Origin of the sequence: Streptomyces angustmyceticus (assembly GCF_040701845.1) — a bacterium.
GTDB lineage: Bacteria > Actinomycetota > Actinomycetes > Streptomycetales > Streptomycetaceae > Streptomyces > Streptomyces angustmyceticus_A.
Genome location: NZ_JBFBHQ010000002.1, coordinates 635,126 through 649,723, shown reverse-complemented (window position 1 = coordinate 649,723; position 14,598 = coordinate 635,126). Strand labels below are relative to the sequence as shown.

At 72.8% G+C, this 14,598-nt stretch carries 12 protein-coding genes; 6 read left to right on the top strand and 6 right to left on the bottom strand.

Translation table 11 applies throughout. The features are described from left to right. Window positions 1-7: 7 nt before the first annotated feature. Entirely contained in the window at window positions 8-1,177 is a 1,170-nt protein-coding gene (locus tag AB0411_RS06840) for an NAD(P)/FAD-dependent oxidoreductase (protein WP_366416166.1), read from the bottom strand. A gap of 179 nt (window positions 1,178-1,356) precedes the next feature. On the opposite strand from AB0411_RS06840, the gene AB0411_RS06835 reads away from it, so the two are divergent. Further along, window positions 1,357-2,283 (top strand): LysR family transcriptional regulator, encoded by a 927-nt coding sequence (locus AB0411_RS06835; RefSeq protein ID WP_366416165.1) that lies wholly within the window; start codon window positions 1,357-1,359, stop codon window positions 2,281-2,283. A 370-nt stretch (window positions 2,284-2,653) separates the two neighbouring features. Then, a complete protein-coding gene (locus AB0411_RS06830) occupies window positions 2,654-4,051 on the top strand; it encodes an amino acid permease (RefSeq protein ID WP_366416164.1) in 1,398 nt (465 codons plus the stop codon). A gap of 79 nt (window positions 4,052-4,130) precedes the next feature. Here AB0411_RS06830 and AB0411_RS06825 read toward each other — a convergent pair whose 3' ends face one another. After that, window positions 4,131-5,045: a LysR family transcriptional regulator gene (locus AB0411_RS06825; protein WP_366416163.1), complete on the bottom strand. Its 915-nt coding sequence runs from the start codon at window positions 5,043-5,045 to the stop codon at window positions 4,131-4,133. Between the two features lie 187 nt (window positions 5,046-5,232). Between AB0411_RS06825 and AB0411_RS06820 the strand changes: the two genes are divergently transcribed. Both AB0411_RS06820 and AB0411_RS06815 read left to right on the top strand, forming a co-directional pair. After that, window positions 5,233-8,202, top strand: coding sequence for an FAD-binding and (Fe-S)-binding domain-containing protein (locus AB0411_RS06820; protein ID WP_366416161.1), 2,970 nt, complete (start codon window positions 5,233-5,235; stop codon window positions 8,200-8,202). Next, window positions 8,195-9,343, top strand: a complete 1,149-nt coding sequence (locus AB0411_RS06815) for a Glu/Leu/Phe/Val family dehydrogenase (RefSeq protein WP_366416160.1) — start codon at window positions 8,195-8,197, stop codon at window positions 9,341-9,343. Before AB0411_RS06820 ends, AB0411_RS06815 begins: the two co-directional genes overlap by 8 nt. 30 nt (window positions 9,344-9,373) lie before the next feature. Here AB0411_RS06815 and AB0411_RS06810 read toward each other — a convergent pair whose 3' ends face one another. The 4 genes from AB0411_RS06810 to AB0411_RS06795 all read right to left on the bottom strand — a co-directional run bounded on the left by AB0411_RS06810 (window position 9,374) and on the right by AB0411_RS06795 (window position 12,915). Continuing rightward, on the bottom strand, window positions 9,374-9,670 hold the full coding sequence (locus AB0411_RS06810) for a hypothetical protein (protein ID WP_366416159.1): 297 nt from the start codon (window positions 9,668-9,670) through the stop codon (window positions 9,374-9,376). Between the two features lie 151 nt (window positions 9,671-9,821). Next, the gene (locus tag AB0411_RS06805; RefSeq protein WP_366416158.1) at window positions 9,822-11,750 is read right to left on the bottom strand and encodes a glycoside hydrolase family 5 protein; all 1,929 of its coding nucleotides are present in this window, start codon (window positions 11,748-11,750) and stop codon (window positions 9,822-9,824) included. A 206-nt stretch (window positions 11,751-11,956) separates the two neighbouring features. Beyond that, complete coding sequence (locus tag AB0411_RS06800) at window positions 11,957-12,340, bottom strand: hypothetical protein (protein ID WP_366416157.1); 384 nt, start codon at window positions 12,338-12,340, stop codon at window positions 11,957-11,959. A gap of 131 nt (window positions 12,341-12,471) precedes the next feature. After that, window positions 12,472-12,915: a hypothetical protein gene (locus tag AB0411_RS06795; RefSeq protein ID WP_366416156.1), complete on the bottom strand. Its 444-nt coding sequence runs from the start codon at window positions 12,913-12,915 to the stop codon at window positions 12,472-12,474. Window positions 12,916-12,997: 82 nt separating this feature from the next. On the opposite strand from AB0411_RS06795, the gene AB0411_RS06790 reads away from it, so the two are divergent. Beyond that, window positions 12,998-13,510 carry a MarR family winged helix-turn-helix transcriptional regulator gene (locus AB0411_RS06790; RefSeq protein WP_366416155.1) on the top strand — a complete coding sequence of 171 codons (513 nt, stop codon included), beginning with the start codon at window positions 12,998-13,000 and terminating at the stop codon, window positions 13,508-13,510. A gap of 220 nt (window positions 13,511-13,730) precedes the next feature. After that, window positions 13,731-14,510, top strand: a complete 780-nt coding sequence (locus AB0411_RS06785; protein ID WP_366416154.1) for a hypothetical protein — start codon at window positions 13,731-13,733, stop codon at window positions 14,508-14,510. The last annotated feature ends 88 nt before the right edge of the window (window positions 14,511-14,598 follow it).

Sequence of the window (14,598 nt, the reverse complement as noted above, 5' to 3'; positions counted from 1 at the left end):
GGGGGATTCACACCACGTGGATTTCGGGGCGGGTCTCGGCTCCGGTCGTGAAGCGGTCGGCGCCGAAGGCGGTGACGTCGAGGAACGGGGTGCGCTCCAGGTGGAGGTCGCGCACGATCTCGCCGACGGCCGGTGCCTGCAGGAAGCCGTGGCCGGAGAACCCGGTCGCGTACAGGAAGTTGTGCGGCGTTCCGGCGCGTCCGATCAGTGCGTTGTGGTCCGGGGTGACCTCGTACAGTCCGGCCCAGCCGCCGTCGGTCGCCATGTCGGCGAGGGCGGGGGCCCTGCGCCGGGCGGCGGCGCGGAACAGGGTGAGCCAGTCCGGGGTCCAGGTGGTGTCGAAGCCGTCGGCCTGGTCGGGGTCGGCGAGGCCGAACAGCAGGCCGTCGTCGCTGTTGTGGAAGTAGGCCGTCGAGTCGAAGTCGATGGTGAAGGGGATGCGCGGGGCGGGCGGCGCGAGCGGCGCGGTGAAGGCGAGCTGGCGGCGCACCGGACGCACGGGGAGGTGGACACCCGCCATCTCGCCGAGCCGCGCGGACCAGGCGCCCGCGGCGCAGACGACCGTGGAGCAGGTGATCCGGCCGTGATCGGTGTGGACGGCCGTGACCCGGTCCGCGGTGGTGTCGAGTCCGGTGACGGTGGTGTGCGTGGCGAAGGTGACGCCGGCCCGGGCGGCGGCGTGCGCATAGCCGCGGACCGCGAGCCCGGGCCGGGCGTGGCCGTCGGTCGGGGAGTAGGCCGCGGCCACCAGCCCGTCGGTGGTGACGTAGGGGCACAGCCGCTGTGCCTCGCGGGGGCCGATGATGCGGCTGGGGACGCCGAGTTCGTTCTGGATCCGGACCGAGGTCTCGAAGTCGGCGGCCTGTTGGTCGCTGGTGAGCAGGAAGAGGTAGCCGACGTCGTCCAGCCGGATGTCGGCGCCGGGGCGCTGTCCGAAGTCCTGCCAGGCCCGCAGGCTCCTGCTGCCCAGCGCGATGTTGAGCGGGTCGGAGAACTGCGCCCGCACCCCGCCGATGGGCTTGCCCGAGCTGCCGCTGCCCAGCTCGCCGCGCTCGATGACGACGATATCGGTCACTCCGGCCTCGGCCAGGTGGAAGGCGATGCTGGTGCCGATCACGCCGCCGCCGACGATCACGACGTCGGCAGTCGGCGGCACGGTGCGGGAGTTGGATGACATGGACAAGAGGCCGATCCCTTCCGGAGGCCGGCGCCTGCGCCGGGGTGTCCGTCCGGCGCGTGGCGGGGCTGTCAGTGCATGGCGAGAAGAGCTGATCAGCTAGCTGCCCGTCATCGTGCAGCACTCCAACCGTTGACGTCTACGAACAGTTAGTGCGTCCGATCTATTACGATCTCTATATGGACTGGACGAGCGCCCAGCTGCGGTCCCTGGTGGAGCTGACCAGGCGCGGCACGATCACCGCGGCGGCACAGGCCCTTGGATACACGCCCGGTGGGGTCTCCCAGCAGATCGCCGCGCTGGAGAAGGCCGCCGGCATGGAGCTGCTGCGGCGGGTCGGGCGGCGGGTGGAGCTGACCGATGCCGGCCGGACGCTGGCGTGCCACGCCGAGCGGATCCTGTCGACGGAGGCGGAAGCCGTCGAGGCACTGGAGCGCACCCGTCACGAGATCTCCGGGGTGCTGCAGGTGGGGCTGTTCGCCACGGCGGCGGCCGAGATCCTGCCGCGGGCGCTGCAGGAGGTGCGGCGGGTGCATCCGGGGCTGACGGTGCACAGCCGCGACATGGACGTGGACGAGGTGCACGACGCGGTCGCGTCCGGAGCGGTGGACCTGGCACTGGGCCTGGACTACCCGGATGTGCCGATTCCGCGCGAGCCCGCCCTGCAGGTGCGGCAGCTGTACCGCGAGCGCTTCTCCCTGGCGGTGCCCGCCGGGTCGCTGGACGGCCGTGAGGTGATCGGCCTGGCGGAGACCCGGGAACTGGGATGGATCCTGCCGTCGGCCGACAGCTACTACGGCCGCGCGGTGCGCACCGCGTGCCGGCGGGCGGGCGTCGAACCCCTCGTCCAGCACGAGGTGACCGACACCGCGGCCACGCTGGCGCTGGTCGAGGCGGGAATCGGGGTGAGCACGGTGACGGATCTGATGCTCGGCCTGCGCGCCTCCCGCCTCGATGTCGTACGGCTGCGGGAGAAGGTCGAGCGGCACATCGTGGTGATGTGCCGCTCCTCCGTCGAGCACCGGCCGACGGTGGCGGCGCTGATCGACGTCCTGCGGGCGGTGTCCGGGGCCCGGCGCGGCACGGCGGCCCGCCGCGATCCGTAGGACGGGGGCCGTCCGCCGCTTCCCCAACGGGGCTTCCCGCTGGGCGGGTCGGCCCACCACCGCAACAAGATGCAGCATGCAGCAGAATCCGGACTTCTCGCGCTGCGGCTCTCCTCCACCAGATCCGCTTGCCCTCAGCCCCGCAAGTTGTCGCGCTGCGGTCCCTTTTGCCGGGGAGGATCGTGGGTGAGGGTTCGGGCAGTGGTGACCCCCGCCACGACGGTGGCCCGTCGTGCCGCCGTTGCCTGACAGGGAGCGAGCGATGTCCCCCCATCACACCCCCAATTCCCCCCTTCGCGCACTGCTGGGAAGAGGCCCCCAGGGAATCTTCAGGCGAACACTGCCGCACGAACAGCCCGGCGGTGAGCGCATGGTGCGCACGCTCGGCCTCACCCAGCTGACGATGATCGGCATCGGCGCCATCATCGGGGCCGGCATCTTCAGCCTGGCCGCGGCCGTCGCCCGCGATGTCGCGGGGCCCGCCGTGCTCATCTCGTTCCTGGTGGCCGGAGCCGCCTCGCTCTGTGCGGCCTTCGCCTATGCCGAGTTCGCCGGCATGGTGCCGAAGGCGGGCTCGTCCTACACCTACTGCGCCGCGGTCCTCGGGGAGATCGTGGGCTGGATCGTGGGCTGGGACCTGCTCCTGGAGTACACCGCCATCGTCGCCGTCGTGGCGATCGGCATGTCGGGCTATCTGGGCTTCCTGCTGGAGGCCGTCGGCATCCACCTGCCGGCCTGGGCCCTGGGCGCCCCGGGCACCGGCGCCGGCCACCGGGTCGATCTGCTCGCGGTGGCGATCTGTCTCGGCGTGGCCTGGCTGCTGACCCGGGGCACCCGCACCTCGGCCCGGGTGGAGACGGTGCTGACCGTCGTCAAGATCGCCATCGTGCTGCTGGTGATCGTGGTGGGCTTCACCAAGGTCAGGACCGGCAACCTGCATCCCTTCGCACCGTTCGGCTTCGGCGGGGCCTTCACCGGGGCGGCCACGGTCTTCTTCGCCGTGTTCGGCTACGACGCGCTGAGCACGGCCGCGGAGGAATCGGTGGAGGCACGGCGCAAGCTGCCGAAGGCGATGATGCTGTCGCTGGCGGTCTCCATGGTGCTGTACGTGCTGGTCTGCATCGTGCTCACCGGGATGCAGCGCTACAGCGAGCTCAATCCGAACAGCGGGATCTCCAGCGCGTTCCAGAGCGTGGGGCTGAGCGGGCTGGCCAATGTGATCGCCGTCGGCGCGGTCATCGGCATCGTCACCGTGACCTTCTCCTTCATGATGGGCGCCTCCCGCCTGTGGTACGCCCTCAGCCGCGACGGGCTGATGCCGGCGTGGTTCGGCGCCATCCACCCCCGGCGCAAGGTCCCGCACCGCGCCACCTGGCTGATCGGGGCCGTGTCGGCCGTACTAGCGGGTCTGCTGCCCATCAACGCGGTCGCGGAACTCACCAACATCGGGGTGCTGCTGGCGTTCGTGGTGGTCTCGGCCTCCGTGCTGGTCCTGCGCTACCGGAAGCCGCACCTCAAGCGCGGGTTCCGCTGCCCGGGAATGCCGGTGGTGCCCGTCCTCGGGATGGCTTTCTCGGTCTGGCTGATGTCGTTCCTGCAATGGGAGACCTGGGTGCGGCTCGGCGGCTGGCTGGTCGTCGGCCTGGCCATCTACGCGGGCTACGGATACCGCCGCACCCGCAAGGTGATGCCGGGCGGCTCGGTGGACCTCGACGACCTCGACCGGATGTCGGAGTCCGACGAACCCGAGCCCGCACCCACTCCGTGACAGGTGGTCAGCCGTCCCCGCGGCCGCTCCGCCGCTCCCCCCTCCCCGGGAGCGGCGGAGCCCGCCCGCGCCCGGCCGGTCACCCGGCAGGCGCGGGGTGCAGATACGCCTCGCCGGCGGGCACCGCGCGCCGCAGGCAGCGGAGCACCGCGGGCAGCAGCGGGTTGCTGTTCTCGCTGCGGTGCAGCGCCATCACCGTGCGGTGCGCGGAGCGCTGGGTGACCCGGGTCGCCTCGATGCCGTCGCCGGGCACATGGCCGAGCGCCGGGACCACGGCCACACCAAGACCCGCGGAGACCAGCTCCCGCACCACGTCGTAGTTGTTGCTGCGGAAGGCGACGGCGGCCTCGAAACCGGCGGCCGCGCAGAGGCGGACGAACGAGCGGGCCCCGGCGGTGTCCTCCCGGCTGGTGATCCAGCGGGCCCCGGACAGCTGGGACAGCTGTCCGCCGAGGCCGCTGTCACGGGCCCGGAGCAGGACGAGGTCCTCGCGCAGCAGTTGGTGGCGGGTGAGGCCGGCGGGCCACTGGCGGGGGCTGAGCCCGTACTCGAAGACCAGCGCGACATCGAGGTCGCCGTGGCTGAGTGCGGTGATGAGCTCCTCGGGCTCGCCCTCCTCCAGTTGGATCCGTGCCCGCGGATGGCTCTCGACGAGCGCGGACAGGGCGGAGGGCACCAGCCGCACGTCGGCGGTGGGAAAACTGCCCAGCCGCAGCCGGCCGGTGGCGCCGGTGGCCAGTTCCTGCACCTGGTGGTCCAGATCGTCCATGGCCGCCAGCACATGGGTGCTGAGGTCGACCAGCCGGTGCGCCGCGGCCGTGGGACGGATGCCGTGCGCCTCCCGCTCGAACAGCACCAGGCCGGTCTCCTTCTCCAGCGCGGAGATCTGCTGCGAGATGGCGGAGGCGGTGTAGCCGAGGTCGCGGGCCGCCAGGGCGAACGAGGCGCTGCGCACGACGGCCTTGAGGGTGAGCAGATGCAGTGGCTTCAGCAACGCGGGCTCCCAACGAACGCGGGAGGCGAGCATAAGCATCCGCCGCCCTCGAACGCGAGCCTCAGCATTCCTTTCTCTCAAGACCGCATTCTTTCGTCCTGCTGGGCCTTGTCCGTGGCCCCCGGCGGCCCACATCGTGGTCGGGACCAGGCGGAACACGACCGGTGATCCAGAAGGAGCGAGCACGGTGACCTCGACAGCCCAGGACGTCGGCAGCCTCGATGCGACAGCGGTGGCCGCCGCCCTCGACGAGGCGGACTGCGGCACGGTCGCCGGCGACGCCGGTCGCCGCGCCCAGTACTCGGCCGATGCCTCCAACTACCGCCGGATCCCGCTGGCCGTGGTCTTCCCCCGCGAGCGGCAGCACGTCCTCAACGCGCTGCGCGTGTGCCGTCGCCTGGGGGTGCCGATCACCGCGCGCGGCGCCGGCACCAGCACCTCCGGACAGGCCGTCGGGCCGGGCGTGGTGCTCGACTTCTCCCGCTGGTTCAACCGGCTGATCGCGCTGGACCCGCAGGCCCGGACGGCGACCGTGGAGCCCGGCATCGTCCTGGACGACCTGCAGAGCGCCGCCGCCGAGCACGGCCTGCTGTTCGGCGCCGACCCCTCCACCCACAGCCGCTGCACCCTGGGCGGAATGATCGGCAACAACGCGTGCGGTTCGCACTCCCTCGCCTGGGGCCGCACCGCGGACAACATCGTGGAACTCGAGGTGGTCACCTACCGCGGCACGGTGGTCCGGCTCGGCGAGATGACCCGTGCGGAGATCGACGCGGCCGTGGCCGCGGGAGACGACCGGGGAGAGCTGATCGCCGCCCTGGACCGGCTCGCCCGGCGCAATCTGGCGACGCTCCGCACCCAACTGGGGCAGTTCCCCCGGCAGGTGTCGGGCTACGCGCTGGAACAACTGCTGCCCGAGCGGCGCTTCCACCTCGCCAGAGCCCTGGTCGGCAGCGAGGGCACGCTGGCCGTCGTCCTCTCGGCCACCGTCCGCCTACTGGCGCCTCCCCCCGCACGGGCCCTGGTCGTCCTCGGGTTCCCGGACGCCGGCGCCGCGGCCGACGCGGTCCCCGCACTGCTCCGGCACGAGCCGCTGGCCCTGGAGGGACTCGACCGCGCGCTGACCGACATCGTCACCCGGCCCGGCACCAGGGCCACCATCGACACCCTGCCCGCCGGGCAGGCCTGGCTGTTCGCGGAACTCGGCGGCCCCGCGGACGCGCTGCCCCGGCAGGCCGAAGCGCTGGCCGCAACGGCGCAGCGGGCCGGCTGCACCGGCCACGAGATCGTCACCGATCCCGCCCGTGCCCGCGGCCTGTGGCGGATCCGCGAGGACGGTGCGGGCCTGGCCACCCGCCTGCCCCCGGGCACCGGCGCCGAGGGCGGGGCCGAGGCCTGGCCCGGCTGGGAGGACGCGGCCGTCCCGCCCGACCAACTGGGCTCCTACCTGCGCCGGTTCACCGAGCTGCTGCACCGCTACGAGCTGCGGGGCGCCGTCTACGGGCACTTCGGCGAGGGCTGTCTGCACGTCCGGATCAACTTCGACTTCAGCACCGAGCAGGGCACCGCCGTCTTCCGCGCCTTCCTCGCCGACGCCGCCCGGCTGGTCGCCGCGCACGGCGGCTCGCTGTCCGGCGAGCACGGCGACGGCCAGGCCCGCTCCGCGCTGCTGCCCCTGATGTACGGGCCCGACGTCATCGCCCTGTTCGAGGAGTTCAAGAACGTCTGGGACCCCGACAACGGCCTCAACCCCGGCATGATCGTGCGTCCGCTGCCCGTCGACGGCAACCTCCGCGTCAGCCCGCACCGCACCCCGCTGCCCCTGGCCACCGTCTTCCCCTTCCACGCCGACGACGGCGACTTCGCCAAGGCCACCCGCCGTTGCGTGGGCGTCGGCAAGTGCCGCTCCGCAGATCACCGCGGCGATGTGATGTGCCCCAGCTACCGGGTCACCCGGGACGAGAAGGACTCCACCCGCGGCCGCGCCCGGCTGCTGTACGAGATGACCCAGGGCGAGGTGATCACCGACGGCTGGCGCTCCACCGAGGTCCGGGACGCCCTCGACCTGTGCCTGTCGTGCAAGGGATGCAGCGCCGACTGCCCCGTCGGCGTGGACATGGCCACCTACAAGTCGGAGTTCCTCCACCACCACTACAAGGGGCGTCTGCGGCCCGCCGCGCACTACACCATGGGCTGGCTGCCGCTGCTGGCGCGCCTGGCCGCCCGGGTCCCCGGGCTGGTCAACGCGCTCGCCTCGTCGCGCCTGGCCCCCGCCGTCAAGCGGCTCGGCGGCATCGCCGCGCAGCGGGACCTCCCCCGCTTCGCCGACCAGACCTTCCTGACCTGGTTCCGCCGCCGCACGCCCCAGGGCGACGGCCGGCGCGGCCCGGTCCTGCTGTGGGTCGACTCCTTCAACAACCACTTCGGCCCCGAGGTCCTCAAGGCGGGTGTGGCCGTGCTGGAGCACGCCGGCTTCCGGGTGCGGGTCCCCGACGGCACCCAGTGCTGCGGGCTCACCTGGATCACCACCGGGCAGCTCGGCATCGCCCGCCGCATCGCCCGGCGGACCGTCGCCGCACTGGCTCCCGATGTCCGCGTCGGCACCCCCGTCGTCGGGCTGGAACCGAGCTGCACGGCGGCCCTCAAGAGCGACCTCCCCGAACTCCTCGACGGAGACGAGGACGCCCGCGCCCTCGCCGACGCGACCCTCACCCTCGCCGAACTCCTCGTCCACCACACACCCGGCTGGCAGCCCCCGCAGGTCGAGGGCCGCTCCCTCAGCCAGACCCACTGCCACCAGCACGCCACCTCCGGCTTCGGCGCCGACGCCACGCTGCTGGCCCGGATGGGAATCGACAACACCGCGCTCGATTCCGGCTGTTGCGGCCTCGCCGGGAACTTCGGTTTCGAACGCGGCCACTACGACGTGTCGGTCGCCGCGGGTGAACAGGTGCTGCTGCCCGCGGTGCGCTCGGCCGCCGCCGACACCCGGATCCTGGCCGACGGCTTCAGCTGCCGCACCCAGATCGCCCAGCAGACCGATCGCGGCGGCACCCACCTCGCCGAGCTGATCGCCCGGGCACTGCCCCCGGCCGGCGCCTCCGCCCTGCCCGCACCGTCCCTTCCGCCTACCGACAAGGAACACACCCGTGACTGACGCACTCTCCCTCGTCGACGAGTGGGGCCCCGAGAAGATCGTCGTCGTCTCGCACCGGCGCACCGGCATGAAGGGCGTCCTGGTGATCGACAACACCGCGCGCGGCATCGGCAAGGGCGGCACCCGCATGGGTCCCGGCGTGACCGTCGACGAGGTGGCCCGGCTGGCTCGCGTCATGACGTGGAAGTGGGCCGCCGTCGACCTCTTCTACGGCGGCGCCAAGGCCGGCATCGTCGCCGACCCGGCCGCCCGCGACAAGGAGGCGGTGCTGCGCGCCTTCGCCCGCGCGCTGTCCAACGAGGTGCCCCGCGAGTATGTGATGGGGCTCGACATGGGCCTGACCGAGAGCGACGCCGCCCTCATCCAGGACGAGCTGGGCGACCGCGGCGCCGCCGTCGGCACTCCCGAGCACCTCGGCGGCGTGGCCTACGACAAGCTGGGCGTCACCGGCTACGGCGTCGCCGAGGCGGCCGACGCCGCAGCCCGGCACCAGGGGCTGCCGATGGCCGGCTCCCGGGTCGCCCTCCAGGGCTTCGGTGCGGTCGGCAGCGCGGCCGCCCGCCGCTTCGCCGAACTCGGTGCCACCGTCGTCGCGGTGTCCACGGCGCACGGGGCACTGCACGACCCCAGCGGCCTCGACGTCGACGCGCTTCTGGCCGCCCGGGACGAGCACGGCGACCGGTTCGTCACCCGCCACTCCCCCGGCGCCGTGCTCGCCCCGGGCGGCGAACTCACCGTGGACTGCGACATCCTGGTACCCGCCGCCCTGCAGGACGTCATCGACCGCACCACCGCGCACGAGATCAAGGCGAAGCTGGTCGTGGAGGGCGCCAACCTGCCCACCTCCGCGGACGCCCGGAGCATCCTGGCGGAGCGCGGCATCACCGTGCTGCCCGACTTCGTCGCGAACGCCGGCGGCGTCGTCGCGGCCGCCTTCGCGATGGACGCCCGCTACTCCGGGTTCCGGCCCGACACGTCCACCATCGTCGAGACGGTCTCGACCCGGCTGCGCGCCAACACCATGACCGTGCTGGACGCGGCCCGGCAGCAGCGCGTCACGCCGCACGCCGCCGGGCGCAGCCTGGCCGAGGACCGCGTCCGCACCGCCATGCACAGCAAGGGGCGCCTCCCCCGCGGCTGAGGCGCCCGCCGGCCGGCGGGCGCGCGACTGCTACGGGCACGACTCGTCGCGCTTGACGACGGTGAGCGTGACCCGCCGGCCCTGCAGCGGGGCGCCCGCCGCCGGATCCTGCGCACAGACCTTCCAGGCCGCAGGCCACAGCACATGGCGGCCCGCACCGCGCCCGTCCTTGAGCCGAACGGAGGTGTCGTAGTGGAGAGCCGCGTAGGCGGAGACCAGCCGGTGGCCGGCCACCTGCGGCATCCTCTCGGGTCCGTCCGCCTGGGCCGGCACAGCCGGAACCAGGCAGCAGAGGGAGAGGACCGAGGCGGTGGCGATTCTGTTCACGACCAAAGAACGATCACGACGCGCCACGGTCACCGGGGCCGGCACCCGTCACGGCCACCGGAACCGGGTCCCGTCACGGCACCGGAGTCGGCCCCCGCCGCCCTGAGGGGCACCGGCCCCGAGGGGCACCGCACTTCCCGGACCGGCCCCGTCAGGAAAGGGGCCGGCAGAGCAGGGCCTCGGGGCTGTCCCGGTGGCCGGGGCGGCTGGTGTGGGCGATGCCCGCCGCGTAGGCGTCGGACGGGCACTGGCCCTTGTAGTGGCCGTACGCGAAGTCCCCACCGGGGTCGCCGGGCGGACGGTGGTCGCCACGGTCGAACCAGACGGTCTCCCCCGCCGTGCCGAGCGAGGTGCGGGCGGGCGTGCACACCGCGGCGGAGACCCGCTCGCCGCGCAGGCTGTAGCCGGAGAGGAAGCTGCCCTGCGGGCACTGGAGCTTGCGGTAGCCGGGAGCCCAGTCCCCGCCGGCAGGGACGTACCGCTCGTCGCGTACGACCTCCGGGGTGCTTCCCGGCGCGCGCAGAGCGCGGGCGGTGGGAGCGTCGGTGCACAGCCCGCGACCCCCGGTGTGGCCGATGCCGATCAGCCGCTCCCCGTCGGGGCAGGCCGCCTTGCGGGCACCGACGTCCCAGTCGCCGAGGGCCCGAGTGCTCAGGGACTGGACGAAGTCGCGGTGGTCGACGGTGAGCTGGTGCCAGGCGGGGGTCGGCGGCACCGGCCCCGTCCGCTGCGGTGCCGTCATCAGCCGGTGCCACGCCGCCGCTCGCCAGTCGGCACCGTCGAGGATCCCGCTGCGGCTCCCGTCCTTGTCGTAGCGCAGCAGGGCCCAGCTGTCCCCGGCCGGGCGGCCCTGGGCATCGGTGCTCCAGCCGACGAGCGGCCAGTAGGCGAAATCCGTGTCGGTGGCGGCGAGGTAGTCCGTGATCCGGGTGAACCAGGTGCGGGCGGCCTGGCCGCCCTCGTCGGCGCCGATGCCGAATTCGCTGATCCACAGGGGCGCGGTGAAGTGCTGCCCGGTCTCGGCGGAGACGAAGAACGCCTGCTCGCGCAGCGTGGCGCGCAACTGGTCGCCGTTCAGGTCCTGGTAGCGGGGGTCGTTGGTCTCCCCCACCCCGGTGGCGCCGCTGTGGTGCGGACCGGTGTAGCCGTAGAAGTGGGCGGAGTAGACGAGTTTCCCGGAGCGGACCAGGGTGTGCGACAGCGTACGGACCGGGGCGAGGGTGGGGCGCCCGTGCGGCAGTCCGTCCACCGGCAGCCCGGTCCAGTTGATGCCCTCGATGATGAGGAGGAGCCGGGGGTTGGCCTCGGTCTGGATCCGGTCCGCGGCCTCCTGCGCGGCGGCCTGCCAGTCGTGGTTGTCGCCCCGGCCCCAGTTGGGGTCGTCCCAGCCGTCGCGGCGCACCTCGTTGTAGAGGTCCGCCCCCACGACACGGCCGTTGTCCTGGTAGCGCCGGGCCATGAAGACCCAGTCGTCCTCCCACTGCCGGGTGGCCTGGCGGCTGTTCCACCGTTCGTTGCCGTCGAGGCCGCAGCACCATCGGGTGGTGTTGGTGTGGTTGTTGAGGATGACGGCGAAGCCGTCCGCGGTCAGCGCCTCGACCACGGCGTCAAAGATCTGCAGCGGTGTCCTGCCGCGCAGCTGCGGGTTGGCGGCCACCGCGGCGTCCGGCACCGGCGCAGTGGAGTGGACCATCTCGTTGGAGAACGGCAGCCGGATGCTGTTGAGCCCCAGTGCGCGGAAGTCGCGCAGCAGCACGGCGATGCCCACCCGGTCGAGCCCGAGCGGGATGCCGTGGGAGTTCTGTCCGCTGTGGTGGCTGCCCGCGTCATCGATGTCGCCCGAACCGTTCCACGAGCCCTGCGCACCGTCCCAGTTGCCGGACTTCCAGCGGATCCGCTTCCCGTCGGCGTCGACGATGTAGCGGCCTCTGGTGGACAGGGGGGCGGTCCATGCCGGGGCGGGTCCTGGTGCCGGTGACGTCGACCCGGCGGCGGCAGCGGCTGCCTCGCGCACGACGGGGGCGGCGACCGCTCCCGTGACCCCGCTGCCCGTGAGGATGAGGCCGAGGCATACCGCCACGGCTCCGCACGCCGAACGTAAGAAAGGCTTCACATCATCCGCCCGCTCCGTCGGGTGTCCCCGCCGGGTCCGCCCGACGAGCAGCCCCGCGCGACAGCACACCACCGACGGAGCATCGACAAGCTACCTACGGGTGACGGACGATGCCATACCGCCTCGGCGGGATTTCCGGGGCGGTCGGGGCGGAGGAGACGGCGGCTCGGCCACTACAGCCGGGAGTGTCGCGCCTCGTCCCGCGGGACGACCAGCACCCTGCCCGGCTCGATCTTCTTGTCCCGGCCGCCGGCCGAAGGCAGCAGACGGACGGTCACGGCATGTGCGGCAGAGAGGGTTCCGGCGTGGGCGCCGCGGCCGGCGACGACGGTGGTCACCCGGGCCGCACCGGAGTCGGCGGCGTGCACGATCGGGGCGTGCACGATCGGGGCGTTCGCGGCGGGGGCACCCGCGGCGGCCGCGGCAGCACCGGAACGCGATTCCGCCGCGCCGGACGCGGAGTGCTGGCAGGCGGCCGTCAACACCAGTGCCGCTGCGGCGATCAGCGTGGCGGCGACGGTCTTACGGCCGCGATGGTGCGTGATGTGGTCCGACATGGTTCCCCCTGATGGTTCCGGTCCTGCGGCTCCACGGGTCCGCGATCCGGCGTTTCAGCGGTCCGGAGGAGCCTTGGGAACCAGCCTGCGGCGAACCGCTGTTGATCCGCTAACACCCGGCTAACACTTCCTCAGGCTCCGGAACGCCGGTCCGTGCGCTCGACGCCCGCCCTCCCCCGCTCGGGACGCAGCAGCCAGACGCCCGCGACGAGACCGGCGGTGGAGGCGACATGCACCGCGAACGCCTTCCTGTTGGGCGCCCAGACACCTGTGGTGGGGCCCCCGGACCACATCGCCGCCGCAAAACCGGCCCCGGCGGCCGCCATCGCGCCCCACAGCTCCCGGCCGCGCCGCGGCCCCGCGAGCACGCCGATCCCGACAGCCGCCAGGCTTCCCGCGGTGATCAGGGCCTCGCGGGCCATGTGGTACTGCACATGGCCCGCGCCGTCCCGCGCCTCGGGCGCCCGATAGGTGTCGTCCGTGATGTGGGTGACGGTCTGCCAGACCGAGGGCAGGGCCGCCACCATTCCGGCGCCGGTGACGACCCGGCCGACCTTTTCCCGCGTGCTGCTCATCATGCCTCCTTGGAGCCAAATAGCTTAACGTGAAGATAATTAACGTTCGTTCTTTGGTCAACGCGCTGATAAGGTCCGACGCGTGACCGAAAGCTCGCCCCGCGACCGCGTCGACGGCATGATCGACGTCATCTCCGGTTCGCACGGCCCGGCGGACCTGGAATCCAAAGCGCTGGCCTACCGCCTGCGGCGGGTGGCGCACCACATGGAGATCGAGCTCAAGCGCGAACTGGCCCGGCACGGCATCGAGCTGTGGGAGCTGGAGCTGCTGGCCTGCCTGCGCAGGGCCGCTCCGCGCCATCGCCTCAGCGCCAAAGACCTGATGGCCCAGATGCAGCTGACCACCGGAGCCGTCACCAACCGCGTCTCACGACTCGAGGCCAAAGGGTGGGTCAGCAGGGAACTCGACCCGGACGACCGCCGGAGCGTCCTCGTCACACTCACCGAGCGCGGTCTCGGCCGCGCGCTGCGGGTCTTCGCCACGAAGACCGAGGCCGAGCGCACCCTGCTCTCCGCGTTCACCCACGAACAGCAGCAGGAGCTCAATGCCGCGCTGCGCACCCTCCTGATCAGCCTGGAGGGGCACCACCCCTGACCGGCGCGGACGCCGCACCCGCTCGCCGCCGCGGGCCGAGCAGCATACGACGCTCCTCGCCCTCCGCCGCCTCGCCGTCGCAGGGCTGAGCGGCGTACGCCCCGGCCCGGCGCACCGCCGCCACCGCCGACCCGCACCATCGAGCACGTAGGGTGATCACACCATCACGGAAACGGGTGCCTCCGCAGGCACTCGGCCCCCACCGGAGAAAGGGACCTGCATGCGCGCCCGCCCTCTCGCCACGGCTGCCGTTCTGGCGCTCACCACCACTCTCCTCGCAGCCGCCGCCCCGGTACGCCCTTCCCCCAGCACTCCCGCTTCCCTCACGCCGCCCCCTGGCCGGGCCGGCGCCCCTCGCCTCGCCGGAAGCACCGAGGTCCCCGTCAGGGGCGGTTCGGCCCGCTTCGACGCGCCCCCGAAGACCCTCGCCGCGCTCAAGTCCCGCGGCGTCGCGATCGCGGAGATCGACACCCAGGGCCAGATCAGCCCGCACTACTCCACCGGCAGCATCCGTCTCGGCATCAAGAGCGGCGCGGTCACCAACAGCGGCGGCAAGGTCGGCGGCGAGCTCCGGTTCTCCCGCGCCGGTATCGCACTGATCAACATCAAGACGAAGAAGGTCGTCAAGATCACCGGTTTCGTCGGCGACCTCTCCCAGGGCACCCTGCACGCCGTCCTGAGCCGCGGCACGAAGACCACCCTGGGCACCTTCACCCGGCCCCGCACCAGGTCCGCGATCGACACCGAGGCCGCCGTCCTGCGCATGGACACCGGCATCACCGTCACCTCGACCGCCGCCGCCCGGCTCAACGCGGCCCTCGGCACCGCGTTCTTCACCCGCGGCGGTCCGCTGCTGCACATCCGTATCGACGCCGCGCTCGACCCGTCCGTCGACCTCGTCACCGCCCTCCACCTGGGCCGGCCCACACCCCGGACCGACGAGGAGGACCGGGCGGTACCCAGCGCACGGCCACGAACGGTCCCCGCCTCACAGCACTGAACGACAGGGAGCGGCGCTGCCCAGGTGCGTCACCCGAAGCGTCGGGGCCGGGGCGAGGCACGCCGGCCGGGCCGCCCGGACGCGCCGC

Excerpts from the sequence above, each read along its gene's own strand:
- AB0411_RS06835 (WP_366416165.1), top strand. The coding sequence starts at position 1,357 with ATGGACTGGACGAGCGCCCAGCTGCGGTCCCTGGTGGAGCTGACCAGG.
- AB0411_RS06840 (WP_366416166.1), bottom strand. The coding sequence starts at position 1,177 with ATGTCATCCAACTCCCGCACCGTGCCGCCGACTGCCGACGTCGTGATC.
- AB0411_RS06800 (WP_366416157.1), bottom strand. The coding sequence starts at position 12,340 with ATGTCGGACCACATCACGCACCATCGCGGCCGTAAGACCGTCGCCGCC.
- AB0411_RS06830 (WP_366416164.1), top strand. The coding sequence starts at position 2,654 with ATGGTGCGCACGCTCGGCCTCACCCAGCTGACGATGATCGGCATCGGC.
- AB0411_RS06795 (WP_366416156.1), bottom strand. The coding sequence starts at position 12,915 with ATGAGCAGCACGCGGGAAAAGGTCGGCCGGGTCGTCACCGGCGCCGGA.
- AB0411_RS06785 (WP_366416154.1), top strand. The coding sequence starts at position 13,731 with ATGCGCGCCCGCCCTCTCGCCACGGCTGCCGTTCTGGCGCTCACCACC.